13 protein-coding genes and 1 tRNA gene are annotated in these 17,601 nt (G+C 25.7%); 10 read left to right on the top strand and 4 right to left on the bottom strand.

Annotated elements, in window-relative coordinates:
• Positions 1-100: 100 nt before the first annotated feature.
• Positions 101-1,705: a PEGA domain-containing protein gene (locus BHYOB78_RS09130; protein WP_020063914.1), complete on the bottom strand. Its 1,605-nt coding sequence runs from the start codon at positions 1,703-1,705 to the stop codon at positions 101-103.
• 318 nt (positions 1,706-2,023) lie between these two features.
• On the opposite strand from BHYOB78_RS09130, the gene BHYOB78_RS09125 reads away from it, so the two are divergent.
• Together BHYOB78_RS09125 and BHYOB78_RS09120 are read left to right on the top strand one after the other, a co-directional pair.
• A complete protein-coding gene (locus BHYOB78_RS09125) occupies positions 2,024-3,220 on the top strand; it encodes a pyridoxal phosphate-dependent aminotransferase (RefSeq protein WP_012670485.1) in 1,197 nt (398 codons plus the stop codon).
• Positions 3,221-3,339: 119 nt separating this feature from the next.
• Entirely contained in the window at positions 3,340-4,539 is a 1,200-nt protein-coding gene (locus tag BHYOB78_RS09120; RefSeq protein WP_012670484.1) for a pyridoxal phosphate-dependent aminotransferase, read from the top strand.
• A 167-nt stretch (positions 4,540-4,706) separates the two neighbouring features.
• Here BHYOB78_RS09120 and BHYOB78_RS09115 read toward each other — a convergent pair whose 3' ends face one another.
• A complete protein-coding gene (locus tag BHYOB78_RS09115; RefSeq protein ID WP_020063913.1) occupies positions 4,707-5,030 on the bottom strand; it encodes an STAS domain-containing protein in 324 nt (107 codons plus the stop codon).
• Positions 5,031-5,073: 43 nt separating this feature from the next.
• Positions 5,074-5,156, bottom strand: a tRNA-Tyr gene (locus tag BHYOB78_RS09110).
• A 165-nt stretch (positions 5,157-5,321) separates the two neighbouring features.
• On the opposite strand from BHYOB78_RS09110, the gene BHYOB78_RS09105 reads away from it, so the two are divergent.
• From BHYOB78_RS09105 to BHYOB78_RS09095, 3 genes are all read left to right on the top strand, one after another.
• Complete coding sequence (locus BHYOB78_RS09105) at positions 5,322-7,001, top strand: hypothetical protein (protein WP_028331285.1); 1,680 nt, start codon at positions 5,322-5,324, stop codon at positions 6,999-7,001.
• A gap of 118 nt (positions 7,002-7,119) precedes the next feature.
• Entirely contained in the window at positions 7,120-10,383 is a 3,264-nt protein-coding gene (locus BHYOB78_RS09100; protein WP_020063912.1) for an AsmA family protein, read from the top strand.
• A gap of 28 nt (positions 10,384-10,411) precedes the next feature.
• On the top strand, positions 10,412-11,023 hold the full coding sequence (locus tag BHYOB78_RS09095) for a hypothetical protein (protein WP_020063911.1): 612 nt from the start codon (positions 10,412-10,414) through the stop codon (positions 11,021-11,023).
• A 70-nt stretch (positions 11,024-11,093) separates the two neighbouring features.
• On the opposite strand, the gene BHYOB78_RS09090 is transcribed toward BHYOB78_RS09095, so the two are convergent.
• Positions 11,094-12,677, bottom strand: a complete 1,584-nt coding sequence (locus BHYOB78_RS09090; protein ID WP_020063910.1) for a helix-turn-helix domain-containing protein — start codon at positions 12,675-12,677, stop codon at positions 11,094-11,096.
• A gap of 375 nt (positions 12,678-13,052) precedes the next feature.
• Here BHYOB78_RS09090 and BHYOB78_RS09085 point away from each other — a divergent pair, with 375 nt between their 5' ends.
• Genes BHYOB78_RS09085 through lysA form a run of 5 tightly spaced genes read left to right on the top strand, consistent with a single transcriptional unit; the run spans position 13,053 to position 17,453 of the window.
• On the top strand, positions 13,053-14,222 hold the full coding sequence (locus tag BHYOB78_RS09085) for an HPr family phosphocarrier protein (RefSeq protein ID WP_012670477.1): 1,170 nt from the start codon (positions 13,053-13,055) through the stop codon (positions 14,220-14,222).
• Complete coding sequence (locus BHYOB78_RS09080; RefSeq protein ID WP_020063909.1) at positions 14,222-14,917, top strand: metallophosphoesterase; 696 nt, start codon at positions 14,222-14,224, stop codon at positions 14,915-14,917. The genes BHYOB78_RS09085 and BHYOB78_RS09080 overlap by 1 nt, the downstream gene beginning before the upstream one ends.
• A 27-nt stretch (positions 14,918-14,944) precedes the next feature.
• Complete coding sequence (locus tag BHYOB78_RS09075) at positions 14,945-15,214, top strand: hypothetical protein (RefSeq protein ID WP_012670475.1); 270 nt, start codon at positions 14,945-14,947, stop codon at positions 15,212-15,214.
• Positions 15,215-15,273: 59 nt separating this feature from the next.
• Positions 15,274-16,182 (top strand): divergent polysaccharide deacetylase family protein, encoded by a 909-nt coding sequence (locus tag BHYOB78_RS09070; RefSeq protein ID WP_020063908.1) that lies wholly within the window; start codon positions 15,274-15,276, stop codon positions 16,180-16,182.
• Positions 16,183-16,214: 32 nt separating this feature from the next.
• Positions 16,215-17,453 carry a diaminopimelate decarboxylase gene (gene lysA, locus BHYOB78_RS09065; protein ID WP_020063907.1) on the top strand — a complete coding sequence of 413 codons (1,239 nt, stop codon included), beginning with the start codon at positions 16,215-16,217 and terminating at the stop codon, positions 17,451-17,453.
• Positions 17,454-17,601: the final 148 nt, after the last annotated feature.

The raw sequence follows: 17,601 nt of genomic DNA, 5'->3' as shown, positions 1-17,601 counted from the left end.
AACTCCTAAAATTATATTATTATAAGTAGTATAGTAAATAATAATGTTTTGTCAAATATAATTGAAAATTTTATTAATTATTATTAAGTTATTATTGCAGCTACCACCGCCATGAGTACATCAGATTAACTCCGCTGTATCCTGCATTAAATGAAAGCTCTTCAACAGCAAAATTATTTTCATTTATCCAAAGCATATAATATACGCCTGCAGTTAAAGCGAATGCTCCTGTTAGAACCATTCCAGCTATATATACGTTTACCGCTGTATTATAATTATTTAGATTTAAAGGAGGTCTGTCGCTAGGGGCAAGATCTTTATATTGATTATAGTGATTAACTACTGCTGAATCTAATACTTCATTTGCATATATATAAGTTCCTACTGTAAATATTGCACTTGCTATAGTTAATCCTAAAAATATTTTTGTGTTTCTTTCATAATTTTTAAATATTTTATCGGCTAATGTTGGTTCTTTAAATTTCTTCATATTAGGTGTAAGAATTAAAGAATTAGTGCTGTTTACTGTAAAAGTACCATAATAATCTAAATAATTTTTATTTGTTATTTTTAAAGAATATGTACCAAATCCAAAATATCTATTTATTACATTTGTAGGTGTTTCTTTTACTCCATTGATTACAACAGAGCTTTCTTCTTCACCTGGTATATTAATCTGTACTCTGGCACTTTTACTTAATTCTTTTAATTTAAAATTAAGCATTATATTTTCATTTGGTTTTTCAAAGGAAAGCATAGTATCTATAGTGTCATAAGCCTCTTTTTTTATTGTAAATCTATGGCTATTCGTTGTTAATGCTGGTACATATAGAGTTTGTCCGCTTTTACCTATAAATACATCATCTACATAAACAAATGCATCTTCTGGAGAAACATCTATTGCTATGACGCCTGTTTTATCCAAATAACTTATTCTATTAGCTATCTCTAATGCATAATTTGGTATTTGCTCATCAATTTTTGCTTCCGGTATTGTTATAGAATATGAAGTTATTTTTCTTTCTTTTATATATGCTATATATGTTACTACACTTATATTAGGTCTGTTATATTCTACAGTTCCAAATATAGCAATATCCGAATTTCTAGTGAATACATATTTTTTTATATCATCTCCGAAATATTCATAATAATTTCTTCCTATATCAACTTTTTGAATAAAATCATTAGTACCTCTTAATATTACATTAGTTCCATTATAATCAAATAACATTTCATTTGTTTCTAGGAAAAAACCTTCTGTTTGAGGTGTAATTAACTGAACATTACTCCTTACATTTCCCCAATTAGTATAAGTTGTATATTCATAATTTGTTGATATTATTATATTAGTTCCTTCAGTTCTGCTTGTGTATGTTATATTAGTAAATTGAAATACTTTATAATTATATGCTCTTTCAAAATTTACAGGTGTTATTGTATAATTTGTTTCTGATTGAAGTCTCAAGGTTTTGTTATATTCTATCTGACTAGCAACTGCATCTGCTATTGCAAAACATAAATAATTGTAATTTGTATTATTACCTAAATTTGTATATATAAATACATCTATTTTAGCAGTATCCTTAATAGTATAATAAGGTTTAACTTTTTCTATTGGAATAGGCTTTCCGCCAAAAGGATATAACGGAATATATAATAAAATAGCTGCTATTATTATTGTTACAATTTTTTTTATATGCATATTTAAATTTCATTTTTTATTTTGTCATTCATTCTATATCAAAAAACATCTTTTATCAATATTTGGTAATATTTTATTATTTATGATTAAAAAATAATTAATGGTTTTTATAATTCTATAATTATGATACCAAATTTCACTTTATAAACTATTTTATATATATAATAGTGTAATTTTTATTTATAAATAATGTTTATTTTATGATTTTTTTTATTTATTTATTAATAATTAAATAAAATATATTGACAATTTTTATTGTTTCATATATATTTAATTAGCTAAAAAATTACTATTTAGAATAATTAATGGAGAGTCATTATGGATATATCTAGAAGAATTCAGAGATTAAAGGTTTCGCCGGTTAGAAAATTGAATCCTTATGCTGAAGATGCTGTTAAAAGAGGTATAAAAATATATCATCTTAATGTTGGTCAGCCTGATATTGAAACACCAAAAATATTTTTTGAAGCAATTTCTAAATTTCATGAAAAAACGCTTAAATATGAACATTCAAGGGGTATTAAACCTCTTATTAATAAAATTCAAGCATATTATGATAAATTAGGCATTCATTATGAAGAAGAAGATATAGTTATCACTAGTGGAGGTTCTGAGGCAATATCTTTTGCTATGCTTGCTATATTCGATGAAGAAGATGAAATATTAGTATCTGAGCCTTTATATGCTAATTATAAAAGTTTTTATGATCTTTATAATATTAAATATAATGCTGTTAGAACTTATGCAGAGGATGGATTCCATCTTCCTAGCAGAGAAGAAATAGAAAAACATATTACTCCAAAAACAAAAGCATTTATGCTTGCAAATCCTTCAAATCCTACAGGTGTTGTATATACTAAAAAAGAGTTAGATGATATTGCTTATATTGCTAAGAAATATGATTTATTTATTATAAGCGATGAGGTTTATAGAGAATTTGTTTATGGTGATAGAAAAGCAATAAGTTTCGGTACTTATAAAGATTTAGCAGATCATGTTATTATTATAGACTCTATATCAAAAAGATTTTCTGCATGCGGAGCTAGAGTAGGATGTCTTATAAGTAAAAATAAAAAATTAATGACAGCTGTATTCAGAGAATGTCAGGCTAGATTATCACTTCCTACTTTAGATATGGTTGGAGCTGCTGCTTTATATGATTTACCAGACAACTATTTTGATGAAGCTTTAAAAGAATATGATTATAGAAGAAAAATTATATTTGAAGAACTTGCTACTATGGAAGGAGTAGTTACTCATGAACCTGAGGGAGCTTTCTATGTTCTTGCTAAACTTCCTGTTAAAAATGCAGAAAACTTTATCATATGGCTTTTAAAAGATTTCAATATAAATAATGAAACAGTTATGTTCGCACCCGCGGAAGGTTTCTACGCCACTGAAGGATTAGGAAAAAATGAGGTTAGAATTTCATATGCTTTAGATTCTGAAGATTTGAAAAAATCAATGCATATACTTAGAGAGGCCTTAATTAAATATAGGGAAATAGATAAATAATAGTCTTAGAAAGATTAAGAGAATGAAAAAGGGGCTGTAATTTATCTTATAGCTCCTTTATTTTTTATATAGAATATAGTTAAAATTTTATTATATACAACAATGAATTGGAGTTTATCATGTATCTATCTAGAAGAGTACAGCAGCTTAAAGCTTCTCCTATAAGAAGATTAAATATTTATGCTGAAGAAGCTGCTAAGAGAGGAATAAAAATACATCACCTTAATATAGGTCAGCCTGATATAGAAACACCTAGGGTATTTTTTGATGCTATTGCTAACTGCGATATAAAAACTGTAAAATATGAGCATTCAAGAGGTACTAAAGAACTTATTAGCAAAATTCAGAAATATTATGAAAGATTAGGTATTCATTATAATGAAGATGAAATAATAATAACTAGCGGAGGAAGTGAGGCTATACTTCTTAGTTTAATTGCAATATTTGATGAAGGCGATGAAATGTTAGTGTCAGAACCTTATTATGCTAATTATAATAGTTTTTATGATATACTTAATATTAAAAGAAATGTGGTAAGGACTTATGCAGAAGACGGATTTCATTTACCGAGCCGCGAAATAATAGAAAAAAGCATTACTAAAAAAACTAAGGGATATTTATTTTCAAATCCTTCTAATCCTACAGGAGTTGTATCTACAAAAAGGGAATTGGATGATATAGCATATTTAGCTAAAAAGCATGATTTTTTCATTATAAGTGATGAAGTATATAGAGAGTTTGTTTATGGTGATAGAAAAGCAATAAGTTTTGGTAGTTATAATGACATAGCGGAGAATGTTATTATAATAGATTCTATTTCAAAGAGGTTTTCTGCATGCGGTGCTAGAATAGGTTGTATAATAAGTAAGAATAAGGAATTTATGGAAGCTATTTTTAAAGAATGTCAGGCTAGATTATCAGTTCCTACTCTTGAAATGATAGGTGCATCTGCTTTATATGATTTGCCTTCTGATTATTTTGAGGCTACTAGAAATGAGTATGATAATAGAAGAAAGATTCTTTTTGAAGAACTTACAAAAATGGATGGAGTATTTATGAGAGAACCTGAGGGGGCTTTTTATGTTCTAGCTCAGCTTCCTGTTAAAGATGCTGAAGATTTTGCTATTTGGCTTCTTAAGGATTTCAATATTGATAATGAAACTGTTATGTTTGCTCCTGCTGAAGGTTTTTATGCTACTGAAGGTTTAGGAAGAAATGAGATAAGAATGTGCTATGTACTTAATTCAGATGATCTTAAAAAAGCTATGAGAATTTTGAAAGAAGGTTTGATTAAATACAAAAAAGAAGTAGAAAAGTAAGTATTGATTTTTTATGGGTTATAATTAATTTTATAGCCCATTTTATAATAATTAAATTTTTTATTAAGATATTTATTTGCTATATAGATATTTTATAAATTTAAGTATTTTCAAATGCTGAGTATTAAAATTTTTAATTGTATATGAAAACAATATTTTATATGATATTATATACTAAAATCTTTAGGATCATCAAAATATTTTATTAAACTGAACATCATTAAGCTTTTTATAGTAGGCTTTATAGAGTCATCCACATTAATCATAAATAGTTTAACTTTAAGTGATTGTAGGTTTTTATAAAGTTTAAGTATTTTAGCTATTCCTGCACTGTTAATTTCTTTTACATTTTTCATATCAAGAACAACAACAGGCATTCTTATATTACATGCTTCATCAGAATCTTCTACAAAAGTTTTTATTTCTTCGGGAGCAGATAGGTTAGCTTCCATAACTATAGATATATATTCATTATTAAATTCTATAGCCAAAGCGATACCTCTTTTTAAGATAAATATTCGTAAAAAAAGAATGTGGGCAGGGAGGGATTCGCACCCCCGTAGACTCACGTCGGCAGATTTACAGTCTGCTGCCATTGACTGCTCGGCCACCTACCCATATTAATTTGAAAACGTAAAAAAATAATACCATACATAAATAAAAATGTCAATAGCTATTTCTATTTTTATTTTATTTTTTTTGAAATATATAAAAATATTAAGTATCTTTTTATTATAGAATAATGTATAATTTTGTATATTGTTTTTTATAACGGAGATAAAATGAGAAAAATTGGTTTTGTAATTATTATTAATATTGCAATGATTATTATAGCATCATGCAGTTCTTCACAATATAAATTAGAAAAAAAAGCAGGCGGTAATAATACTTTTGAAACAGCCCAGAAAATTAATAAAGACGGTATAATTGGGCAATTGGAAGGGGATAATACAGATTATTATTATTTTACTTTTGATGGTAAAGCAAGCATCATAGATTTTTATGTTTCCAATTCTACATATTCTCCTGTTATAATGACTTTATATGATTATAAGAATAATATAATAAAAGTGATAAATGAACCGGATGAAGTGCCATATACTGAAACAAATCCAATTACAAATGATAGTAATACTAATGAAGCAGTAAGCAGCAATAACAATAATCAAAATAAAAAAGAAGAAGAAATGATATATACAACTCAGATAATGAAGAATATATATTTTGAAGCTTCTGAAAATAATATAGATGAAAATAAATATTATATATCAATAGCTCCAAAAGATAATGTAAAAGAAAATATTGATTATATGTTTATAATTAAAAAAAGAGACTATAAAGAAACCGACGAAAAAGAGCCTAATGATAAAATTTCTGCAGCTCAGATTATAGATGTTAATAGCGATAACAGACTATATACAATAGATGGATACTATAGCCAAACTTATAATCCTACTTTGAAAACTGGGGATTTAAAAAATCTTGAAACAGATGCATATAAAATAACTAATAGTTCTTTTAATACATATTCTATTTCTATAGAGCTTTCAGGAGTTCCTGCTATAGATGCAAGCATAAGACTTTATGATCAAAAGGGTAATTGGATAACTATGAAAGATATTAACAATACAGGAGACGGAGAGACTGTTGATAAGCTTATACTTTATCCTTATATGTCATATTATTTTATATTGGCTTCTACTAATGCAGTTAATAATATACCATATAGAGTAAGCATTATAGCTAAGCCTTATGATAAATATATTGAACATGAACCTAATAATAAACCTCAGGAAGCTCAAACTATAGAGTTTAATCAAACATATAAAGGTGCTATAGATTATTCTTATGACAGAGATTATTACAATTTCAGCATACCTATTAAATCAAGTGTTAAGCTTTCTTATTTTTTAATAGATTCACAGGCTATTAATATAAGTATTTCTAATGATATATTGGGTAAAATTATTACTATGCCTCAGACTGATGATGAGCAGGAAATAAGTTTGTCTCAAGGCAGATATTATCTCATATTTGAAAGAGATTTAACTAAAGAGGGATGGAAAAAAGGTATTTCAAAGGCTAGAAATTATGAGTTTAATATGAGCATATCAAATGAAATAAGCGGCGATTATAATTATGGATATGATTTATACAATAATACTAATACCTATGAAATGGATTATTATAATTACAGCAATAATTATTTAAATAATAATAATATACCGGAAGAACAATTTGAAGAAAATTTAGAAAGTAATTTCAATAATACTAATAATGTTATAATTATAAGACCTGAAGATTATAATTCTGAATATTATTATTATAGTAATGAAGAAGATACAAATAACAATGAAAATATGTACAATGATTATTATTATCAGGATAATACTTATGAAAATGATACATATTATCATAATGATGAAGATAACACTTATGAAGATAATGGATATTATGAATAATTAATGACTTTTAAATATTTATTTGCTATTGATAAAGAATATGTTTTATAATATACTACCTTTTAAGTGTAAAATTGTTTTATAAATATGTAAAATATATTGTTATAGAAGATTTATTATGAAGAATTTTTTTAAGAAAAAAGAAAAAACTGAAATATCATCAGAACAAGAGAATAAAGATAACAATAAGAAAAAAAGAAGATTCAAAAAAAGATATATACCTTTGATACTTCTTTTTTTAATTGTTGTAGGCATTGCCGGAGCTAGAATATATTTCAATAATGAAAGAATGAAAAATCTTATTGAAAATATAGTATATTCTGCTACTAATAGAAAATTGGAAATAGGCGATTTTAAATACGGATTATTATTTCCAAAAGTAGAAATGAGCAATGTTGTGCTTTATAATTCTGATAACTTTAATAATGAAGAAAATATAAAGATAGATAATTTTAGATTAAAATTTTCACTTTTTTCTTTATTCTTTTTAAAGCTTCATGTTCAGGATTTGAGTATAGATAATTTATATGTCTATATGTTTACAGACGAAAGCGGAAATTGGAATTTGCCGGATATGCCTCCGTCAGAGCCTAAAGAAGAAGATACTAATAAAGAGCCTTTTGATTTCAGCAAACTTGATTTTCTTAAATTAAAAGCTGATGTGGAAAATATTAGAATAAATAATTTAGCATTAAAAGCAGACAGCAAATCATTTTTAACTAATGTACCTAATAACGGACTTATAGCTAGTTTAAGTAATTATAATCTTCATTTGGACTTGCATACAAAAAGATTTTCATTATCTCAGGTGATGGGTATATCTGCTCCTGAGGTTTTGAAAGATATTTATTTGAAAAGTTTTATAAGTAATAGCTTAGCGTATAATGACAGCAGTATTTTCTTTAATGATAATCCTTTATTTAATTTGGATGTATCATATCCTAAAAATCCTGATGGTACAGAAAATAAAGATGAGATAATAATAACATTCGATTTTGAAATAGACGATCCTAATTTTAGTTATAATGGTAAAAAACGTGATGATATGCAGTTTGCGGCACATTTTCTTGCCAGATATAATATAAGAACTCAAAGCGTATCTATAGAAAATTTATCTTCAGAACTTTTGAATGATGAAATATTAAAGGTTATAGCTTCTGCAAATCAAATATTCAGCGGAAATATAGGGGTTAATTTAGATACATTATATGCAAGACTTAATTTAGATAAAATAAATGGTTTAGCGGCTATGTTTGTACCTTCTTTAGGTATAAATATGAGCGGTATGGTCAATGTGGATGCAGATAAAAGCAGCGGCACTATAAATAATTTAACTAATACAATTAATGTTGTGCTTGATAAAATAAATTTCTCTATGGGAGATACTATAGCTGTAAATAATCTTAATTCAAGAACAAAATTGAATTTTACTTTTAATCCTAATAATATTTCAAGAGAAGATATAAAATTAGATCATAATACAACTATTGATAGAGTAACAGCATTAAAATTATATAGATTTAGCAATACAGATGTATCATTTAGAGTTTTATCATCTTTGGATGGGGCATTAGGAGTTCTTCCTGCTATTAATGATCCTAATAAGAAAAGCGATACTGTTCTTTATATTGATAATGTATCTTCAAAATATATTAATTCTGATATAAAAGTTAATGGTGCAGTAAAGTTTGATGATCCTACAGATTTAAATATAAATGTAACATCATTGCCTATTGCTAATTTCTCAGGAGGACTTGCAAGAGGTTCTCTTAATTTAGATGTTCATGTTTTCGGACAGATGATAAATGATATTAATACAACAGTAAATGGAATAATAAGAAATTTCTCTTATAATTTAAATGGCGAAGTTTCTTCTACTGCTACTGCTAAACTTAATGTGCTTGCTAATGCTGATTTGCTTAGTCAGGATGTAAAAGTTACTGAACTTAATTTTGATTTAGATAATTTCCTTAATTTTAGATCCAATCTTGATTTAGAAGGTTTAGGATTAAAGGGAGGTTTTGTTAATATATCAACTTTAAGAATAGCTCCTTATGCTATGAAGAATTGGCTTTCTACTAAATTGTCAGAGATTCTTGATAGTTTGCCTTTTGAAGATGATATAAAAATGACTAGTGCTTTAGGATATAATTTGTCATTAGATGATAAATTTGCAACAGTTACAAATTTCAGTACTTTTTATGTAACAGAAAAACAGTACAAACTTCAAGATGTTACTATGAAGGTTGATGCGGATGTTAATTTCGGAGAAAATTTATATGCTGATATTAGAGAATTTAATTTACAAAGTCCTACTAATAAATTGTTAGTACATGTTAATGGTTATTTTACTCCTATTATAAAAAATGCTGACTTGAATTATAATGTAGGATTGGATACAGATAATTTATATTTACCTTTTGGAATTGAAATAGGCGGATTATTCAATGTTAATGGTAATTTGAAAAATAATATAGCAGACGGTGTTTTTAAAACTGATAAGTTCTTTGCTAATATGGATTCTCCAGATAAGATGTCTATAGTATTAAAAGGTCTTACTTCTAATATAGACTATCATTTTGATTTGACTCCTACAGATAATGAAGTTACTGCTACAGCTACAAGATATACTCCTCTTATAGAACAGATTCCGAATGTATTTTTTGAACAATTAAGAGTATATTTAAAAGTTACTCCTTTTATAGATGATAGTATAAGATTAAGAGATTTTTCTTCTTATGTTAAAGTTCAAGGGCATGGACTTACAATACAGGATTTGAAATCATCTATATATATAGGCGGAGAAAAGTTTGATGATAATTTATTTTTAACATCTATCTCAAATAATACAGCACCAAGAAGAGGAGCTATACATTTACCTTGGCTCAATGTTGATTTGGGAAGCTTTAATACAAGTACTATAAAATATGATATGCGTGTTTTAGCAAGTGATATAAACTTTAAATATTTGCTTGCTCCTGAAAATAGAGAAAAGATTAATGATGAAAAATTATTGGTTAATCTTACAGCAGATATTGCCGGAGTTGGTGTAAGTCCTTTGAATAATATAAGACCTACTACATTCTTTGTGGGTATAAGTAAAATGTCCACAGAATTTTCTAAGTTCTTAATAGAGATGATAAGACCTATTAACCCAGGTATATCTACTGTTGAAAATATTGTACAATTCGGTTATGATCCTAATTCGGTAGAGTTTAGTATATCTGCTAATAAAGTATTTACTACATTCTATTTTAGAGATCAAAACTTGGATAAACCTAATCAGCAGAAACAGCAGCTCATAGCATTTGAAGGAGATAAATTCGGACTTGAGCCTATGCCTTTCTCTGATGTTATATCATATTTAGAAGGCGGAAATTAATACAGTAAAAATAGGAGATATTTGTTTTATGAAATGTTATAATATGATATTTATTTTACTCATTTTATTATTTGTTACAAGCTGTTCAAAGCTTATATTGGTACAGGAGCCTGAGATGAGGGTGCTTGGAGGAAAGACTTTGATAGAAGCTCAGGTTTTAGGAAGATACAGACAGATAGATGAAAGTGCATATCAAATATCTACTCTTTCAAGTGAGGAAGATTTAAATCTTATTATGGTGAGCACAAATGTTTCTGATGAATTAGCTCAAGGATATAAAGAGGCACTTATAAGAAGCATGTTCAATCAAGATGAAATAAATTTGTATAAAACTAACTACTATATAGGTGAAAATAACGGAGGATACTTATCATATATAGCATTCGATGTTTCAAAACCAAAAACAACATACAGTGAAGAGAGAATAAAATATATAAAAGAAATAATGGAAAAAGAAAATACTGACAGAAGAACTATAGCCGAATATTTGATATTATCTGATCCTAAACTTAGTATGGCTAATATAAAAGAAGTAGAAAGTGCTTTATATAGAAGGAATGTACAAAAACTTATAGAGAATTCTTATTATCAATTACCTGATAGTACTTGGATGGTTTATACTAATAATACTAATAGTTAAATAAAAAATTTATAATATAAAAAAGAGCAGGGTAAAAATAAACCTGCTCTTTTTTTGTATTAAAATTATTTTATTTTTTATTTTTTTCTGTTTCTATATAAGATGAAAAATTAAGTAATATAGATTTTATATTTTTGTATATTTTTGCATCTTCTTGATATTGAAGAAGTTCTTTAGTTTTAGTATCTGTTTCTTTTAAATTAGCCAAGTAATTATTGAAATATTCATCTATTGTTTTATTATATTTAGATACCACATTTTCTTCTTCATAAGCTTTAATAACTTTTTTAGAAAGTGTTTTTTTCCAATTTCCAGAAAAAGACATAAACCCTGATAATATAAATACAACACTAGGAAGGAATGATAAAGATACTCCTACTATATTTATTATTTTCATTGTGCTGTTTTTTAATAAATTGAATGAAGGTATAATACCTATAGAAAGATTTATCAAATTTGTTTTTATTTTATTTGGTTCTTTAATATCAAAATCTTCTTTTGTAATAGCAAGTATATTATATAATTGTGTATCTAAATTAGAATTTATACTGTTGCATAATACCTTTATATCATCTTTTTTTCTGTATACATTATTATTATCAATTGATTGAATTATGCTGTCTATATTAAGAGTATTTTTATAAATTTCATTAAATGTTTCTTTAACTGATATTTTTATTTTATTTAAATTAACTTCTAATTTATCATTTTCTTGGAAGTTATTTTTATTATCTATTATTTCTGTAATAAAATTAATATTTGTTAATATTCTATTATAGTAAGCATATTTTATATTTTCAGCAAAATCATCTTTTATCTGCTTAACTAGATTATTATTATTTATCGAAAATGGGAAGAATCTCTTTCTCAATAGGCTATAATCTATCTTTTTAATATTGTTTGAAGATTCTATAAAGTTTTTTAATATTTCGAATTTTTTATCAATAACACTGTCTAATTCGTTTTCATCAAAAATATTAGCTTTTGAGAATATTATAGATATATTGCTGAAATCATCTATAAAATTTGCTAAAGCATTTATATTAGTAATATCTTCCTGAGAAAAAGCATTTATATCACATAAATATATAAACATATTTTGATTATTGTACTTTCTAGTATCAAGAAGATTTTCTTTATATTCAATTATTCTAAATAGTTTGGAATCATCATTCAAATAATATTCATCATTGCTGGTTTCTTCAGAATAAGGATTTGTATCTATATTTTTATCGAATATTGCATTTATAAATGAAGTTTTTCCAGAACTATATCTTCCATAAACCACAATATCAAAAGTATCGCTAATTTTATTGTAAACATCAGCCGTTATTTCTGATATTTTTTCATTATTCTTTTTATCTACTGTACTTATTTCTTCATTAATTTTATCTATGATGACTTGTACATTAATAAGATTCTCATAAAGATATGGATTTTCACTTTCAAAAGAATTCTTTTTATACTTTGTAAGTTCATCAATAGTAAGTCCAGTATTTTCTGCAAGCTTATCCAATAAGTCAAGAGTTATATTATTAGCATTTCGTTCCAATCTAGAAATATAATCTTGACGCACGCCTAACATTTTAGCAAATTGGCTTTGTGTTAGTTTCAAAATTTTTTCTCTAATATCTTTTAAATTAAAATCAATCATATTTTTCTGTTTTTACTCTGTTATTTTTTATTTTTTATTATTATAAACAATATTATTTAGAATTTCAAGGGTTTTTATGTTTGATTTGTACGATATAAATACTTATATATGTTTTTAAAATAAATAAAGCATTTTTAATTAAATTTTTAATTTTAAAAATATTAAAAAATAGCACTTTTTAAAGGTATTTTATTTATGTTGTCTATAATTAATTAAATTATTTTATCTTTATATAGATATTTTATATATCCTATATAGGTATATATATAGTAATGCTATATAGTTTTTAATATGTTTTTATACATAACTAATTGATTTGTCTGTATATTTGTATATAATTATAGTTATAGAAGAAAAAAATATATAGGATATTGTATGGAAAATAATGATTTTATATCCAAAGAGTTTGAATGTAGAAATTCTATTGTAAGCGATAATAAAACAGTTAATTCCATTGTTGATTTTTTTAGGACTATTGAGGATAAAATAGAGATAGAGAACAAGAATGGAAAGAGGGTTAATGCCAAATCTTTTATAAAGATGATGGGGCTTGATATAAAATACGGATATAAATTTACATTATATGTTTATGGTGCTGATAGAGAAAATAACTTAAAAAGAATAGAAGAGGTATTGGAGAAAAAGGAATTTTATACTTTAGAAAAAATAGAAGAGCTGGAAAAAGAGCAGGAATCAGAAGGTAATAAATATATAGAAGAAGAAATATTATTTTTAACCCCTAATGATAAAAAAGATATTATAAAAGAAGATATAGAAAATAAAATAAAAATATTGAAAGAAAAAAGAGATTCTCTTCATTTACCTTCTTTAAATTTGGATAATAATATTATATATGTAAAAAATGATGATAAAACAGAAATTGTTGATGTTATTAATAATAATATATCAGATGTTATAAGAAAGTTATCCTCTCATTATGAAGTAAATATAAATGAAAATGATTTAAGCAATTTCTTATACAAGTTGATAGATATTGTAAAAGACAGAGAAATGAAATATTTTTATATACATTTATTCTTTAATAATGTGAAAAAATATTTTTATAATCAATTTGATTCACTATTTATAAAGAAAATTATAGGTATAGAGCCTTTAAATGTTCAGTATGATATAGAAACTAATAGGAATTTTATAGACGAATCCATTAAAACTTTGGATTTTATATTAGAAGACAAGAGAAAATCTTCGGATTATTCTATAAATATATATATGATTTCAAATACATCTAATTTTAGTTTGGATCTTTATAGAACAATAAATATAGTTCAGAATATAGGTAAAATTTATGAGATAGAAGAGAAGATTATTGATAATATAGCATATAAAATAAAAGATAACTTTGAACATAAAAATAAAATTAATACTTCTCATAATAATGAAGAATATTGGGAAACAATAAGAGAGTTTAAAGAATATTTACAGAATAAATTTGAAACTATTTATATTAATAAAGTTCTTGAAAAGGATTCTGAAGATTCTGTTATTGATTATCAGCATATAAATATAATGGTAAGGAGACTTTAATGAAAACTGCTGTTATAGGTGATTTACATGGAAAAAGCTGCTGGAAAAAACTTATTGAAGGAAGGTTTGATAAGTTTGATAGAGTGATTTTTATGGGAGATTATAGTGATGACAGCTGGGTTACTTTTACTGATGAGCAGATAATTAATAATTTAAAAGATGTAATAGAGTTTAAAAAGAATCATGATGATAAAGTTATTCTTCTTATAGGCAATCATGATTTTCAGTATATAGTGGGGTATCCTACAGCAAGCAGATACAGAAAAACTTATGCTAAAGAAATGCATGAAATATTTAATGATAATTCTGATATTTTTAAAACAATACATATGGAAAATAATTATATATTTACTCATGCCGGAATTACAAATGGTTGGATTGAATATATAAAGCAGAAATACGATTTAAAAGATATTAATATTGATAATATTTATGATATTGTAAATATAGTTTATAATAATGATAAAGATGACTGCAATATAGCTTCATTTAGGAGGGGAGGAAGAAGTAAGTTTGCCGGTATATTATGGGCTGATGCCATGGATTTATCGGAAGATGCATGGATAGGATATAATCAAGTTGTGGGGCATAATAGAGTAAAACAAGGAAGTGTTATAAAAAAAGATAGTTATGCTATTTATATGGCAGATCATTTTGATACAGAGCAGGATAAATTATTGGTATTAGATATATAATTTTGTTAATATAAAAAGGATTATAGTATGTTTGAAGATAAACCTCCTTTTCATTACAGATGCAGAAATTGCGGATATTTTTTTACTACTGATAAGAAATTAAATGTTCCTTCAGAACTTTCTTTTATTTCTTTAGATTCTAAAGAAGCAGAAAAAGATGAAAATGGAAATATAATAGTAAAAATTGATTCTAAAAAAGAATCTTTTATACAGAAAATTTTAAAAAAATTATCTCCAAAATGTCCCAAATGCAAAGAACATGCTGTTGTGAGTGCAGAATATATGGTGCATAAATAATTGACTTTTATTACTATTTAAGATATCATTAATGAATTATTTTTTACATTAATAATTTTATGAAAAATATATTTATATTTGTACTTTCAATTATTATACTTTGTATATTTGCCTTTACTTTTATAAAGGTTAAAGAAAATTATAATATTAGTTTTGAATATGCAGATTATATTTCTAACATTTCAAATAATAATACAATTCTTCAAAAAAATATAACAGAGAAGCCCTCAAGTGATATATTTCATTTGGCTGATGTAAACTCACCGGATACCGCAAAGCCTATTTTAAATAAAATAAATGAACATAGTAATTGTATAAGTATTATAATAGATGACAGCGGAAATACTTTAGATAATTCTGACAGATATTTTTATTTAGCTAATGAATACAATATAACTTTTGCAGTTCTTCCTGATTCCTATCATAGCACAGATTTTTCTTATGCCGCATATAGCAATAATGTTAATATTATTTTGCATATACCCATGGAAGGCAGTGATTATTTCGGAGAGCAGACTTTAATAAGAAAAGGAATGAATGAAGATGAAGTATTCAGATTATTGGATTATTCATTTTCAAAGGTACCTTATGCAAATGGAATGAATAATCATACCGGCTCTGTTGCAAGCTCTGATGAAAGTGTGGTTTCATATATGCTTGATTATGCTAAAAATAACGATAAATATTTTGTAGATTCTTATACTGTGTCTGATAGTTTAATATATGATATGGCTATTGAATATGGAGTAAAAACTGCTAGGAGATCTGTGTTCTTAGATAATGAAAGGGATTACTCTTCTATAATGAAGCAGTGGAGGGAGTTAATAAAATTATCTAAAGAGTATGGCATAGCAGTTGGTATAGGGCATTACCAAAGCGAAGAAACATTAAAAATTTTAGAAGATAATTTACCTCTTTTAGCAGATGAGGGAATTATATCTGTGAATATAACAGAAATTTTAAATTAAAAAATAAATAAACAATTAGGAGAAAATGAATAATGATTGCTTATGAAAATAATATATTGATGTGTGAAAACGTTGATATTAGAGAGATTGCTGAAATTTACGGCACGCCTTTTTATATTTATTCAAAGAATGATATACTTAATAAGATAAGATTTTTGAAAGAAGTATTTTCACCTTTGAATGATGTATTAATAGTTTATGCAATTAAAGCAGAAAATAATTTATCTATATTAAAGATGATGGCTGAAGAGGGTATAGGTGCTGATGTTGTATCTATAGGAGAGACTTTAAAATATATAAAGGCAGGCGGAAAGGCTGAGAATGTAGTATTTTCTGGAGTTGCAAAAACAGAGGAAGAAATAAGAAAATCAATAGAACTTAATATAAAACGTTTTAATATAGAATCTATTCCTGAGGCTATAAGAATTAATAATATAGCTAAAGAACTCAAAAAGAAAGTTAAATGTTCAATAAGAGTTAATCCGAATGTTGATGCCCATACTCATGAAAAGATTACTACAGGAGTTAATGGAAACAAATTCGGTATAAGCATAAAAACTATCAGAGAGAATTCTGAATTGCTTAAATCATTAAGTAATATAGAAATAGAATCTTTATCAATGCATATAGGCTCTCAAATGACAGATGCAGAACCTTTTTATAAAGCTATTTTAGTTATGAGAGATTTGATTGGTGAAATTAATAGTATGGGATTTAATATTACAGATATTGATATAGGCGGAGGTTACGGAGTAAGATATAATAGAAACCATTCAGGATTTGACTTTAATAAATTTAAAGCTGAAAGCATTAACTTATTAAAAGAAATGAATTTGAGAGTTACTACAGAACCAGGAAGATATTTTGTGGCAGAATCCGGTGCTTTGATAATGAGGGTAGAGTATATTAAAGAAGAACTTGGAAGAAAATATGTTATACTAAACGGCGGTATGAATGATTATGTCAGAGTTGCTATGTATGATGCTTATAATGAAATATATCCTTTAGTTAAAAAAGATAATGTTTCAAATTATGATTTTGTAGGACCTATATGTGAAAGCTCAGATTTTTTTGCATATGACAGGGAAAGCAGTGTATTAGAGCAGGGCGATTATGTGGCTTTACTTGATGCTGGTGCTTATGGATTTAGTATGTCAAGCAATTATAATTCAAGACTATTTATACCTCAGGTTATGATTGATGATAAAAAACATTATATTATAAGAAAAAGACAGACTTTCGAGGATATGATAAGAGACGAGATTTTATAATAAATGAGATGTTAATAAATAAAGACTAAATAGATAAACATATCTATTTAGTCTTTATTATTTTTATTTCATATTATAAATTTATCCTGTATTATTTTATAATATAGTTTATTAATTGTATACTGCACTAGTTTGTAATTTTTAATAT

It is taken from the genome of Brachyspira hyodysenteriae ATCC 27164 (assembly GCF_001676785.2).
In the GTDB taxonomy this organism is placed as follows: domain Bacteria; phylum Spirochaetota; class Brachyspiria; order Brachyspirales; family Brachyspiraceae; genus Brachyspira; species Brachyspira hyodysenteriae.
This window is presented reverse-complemented; position numbering and strand designations above follow the sequence as displayed.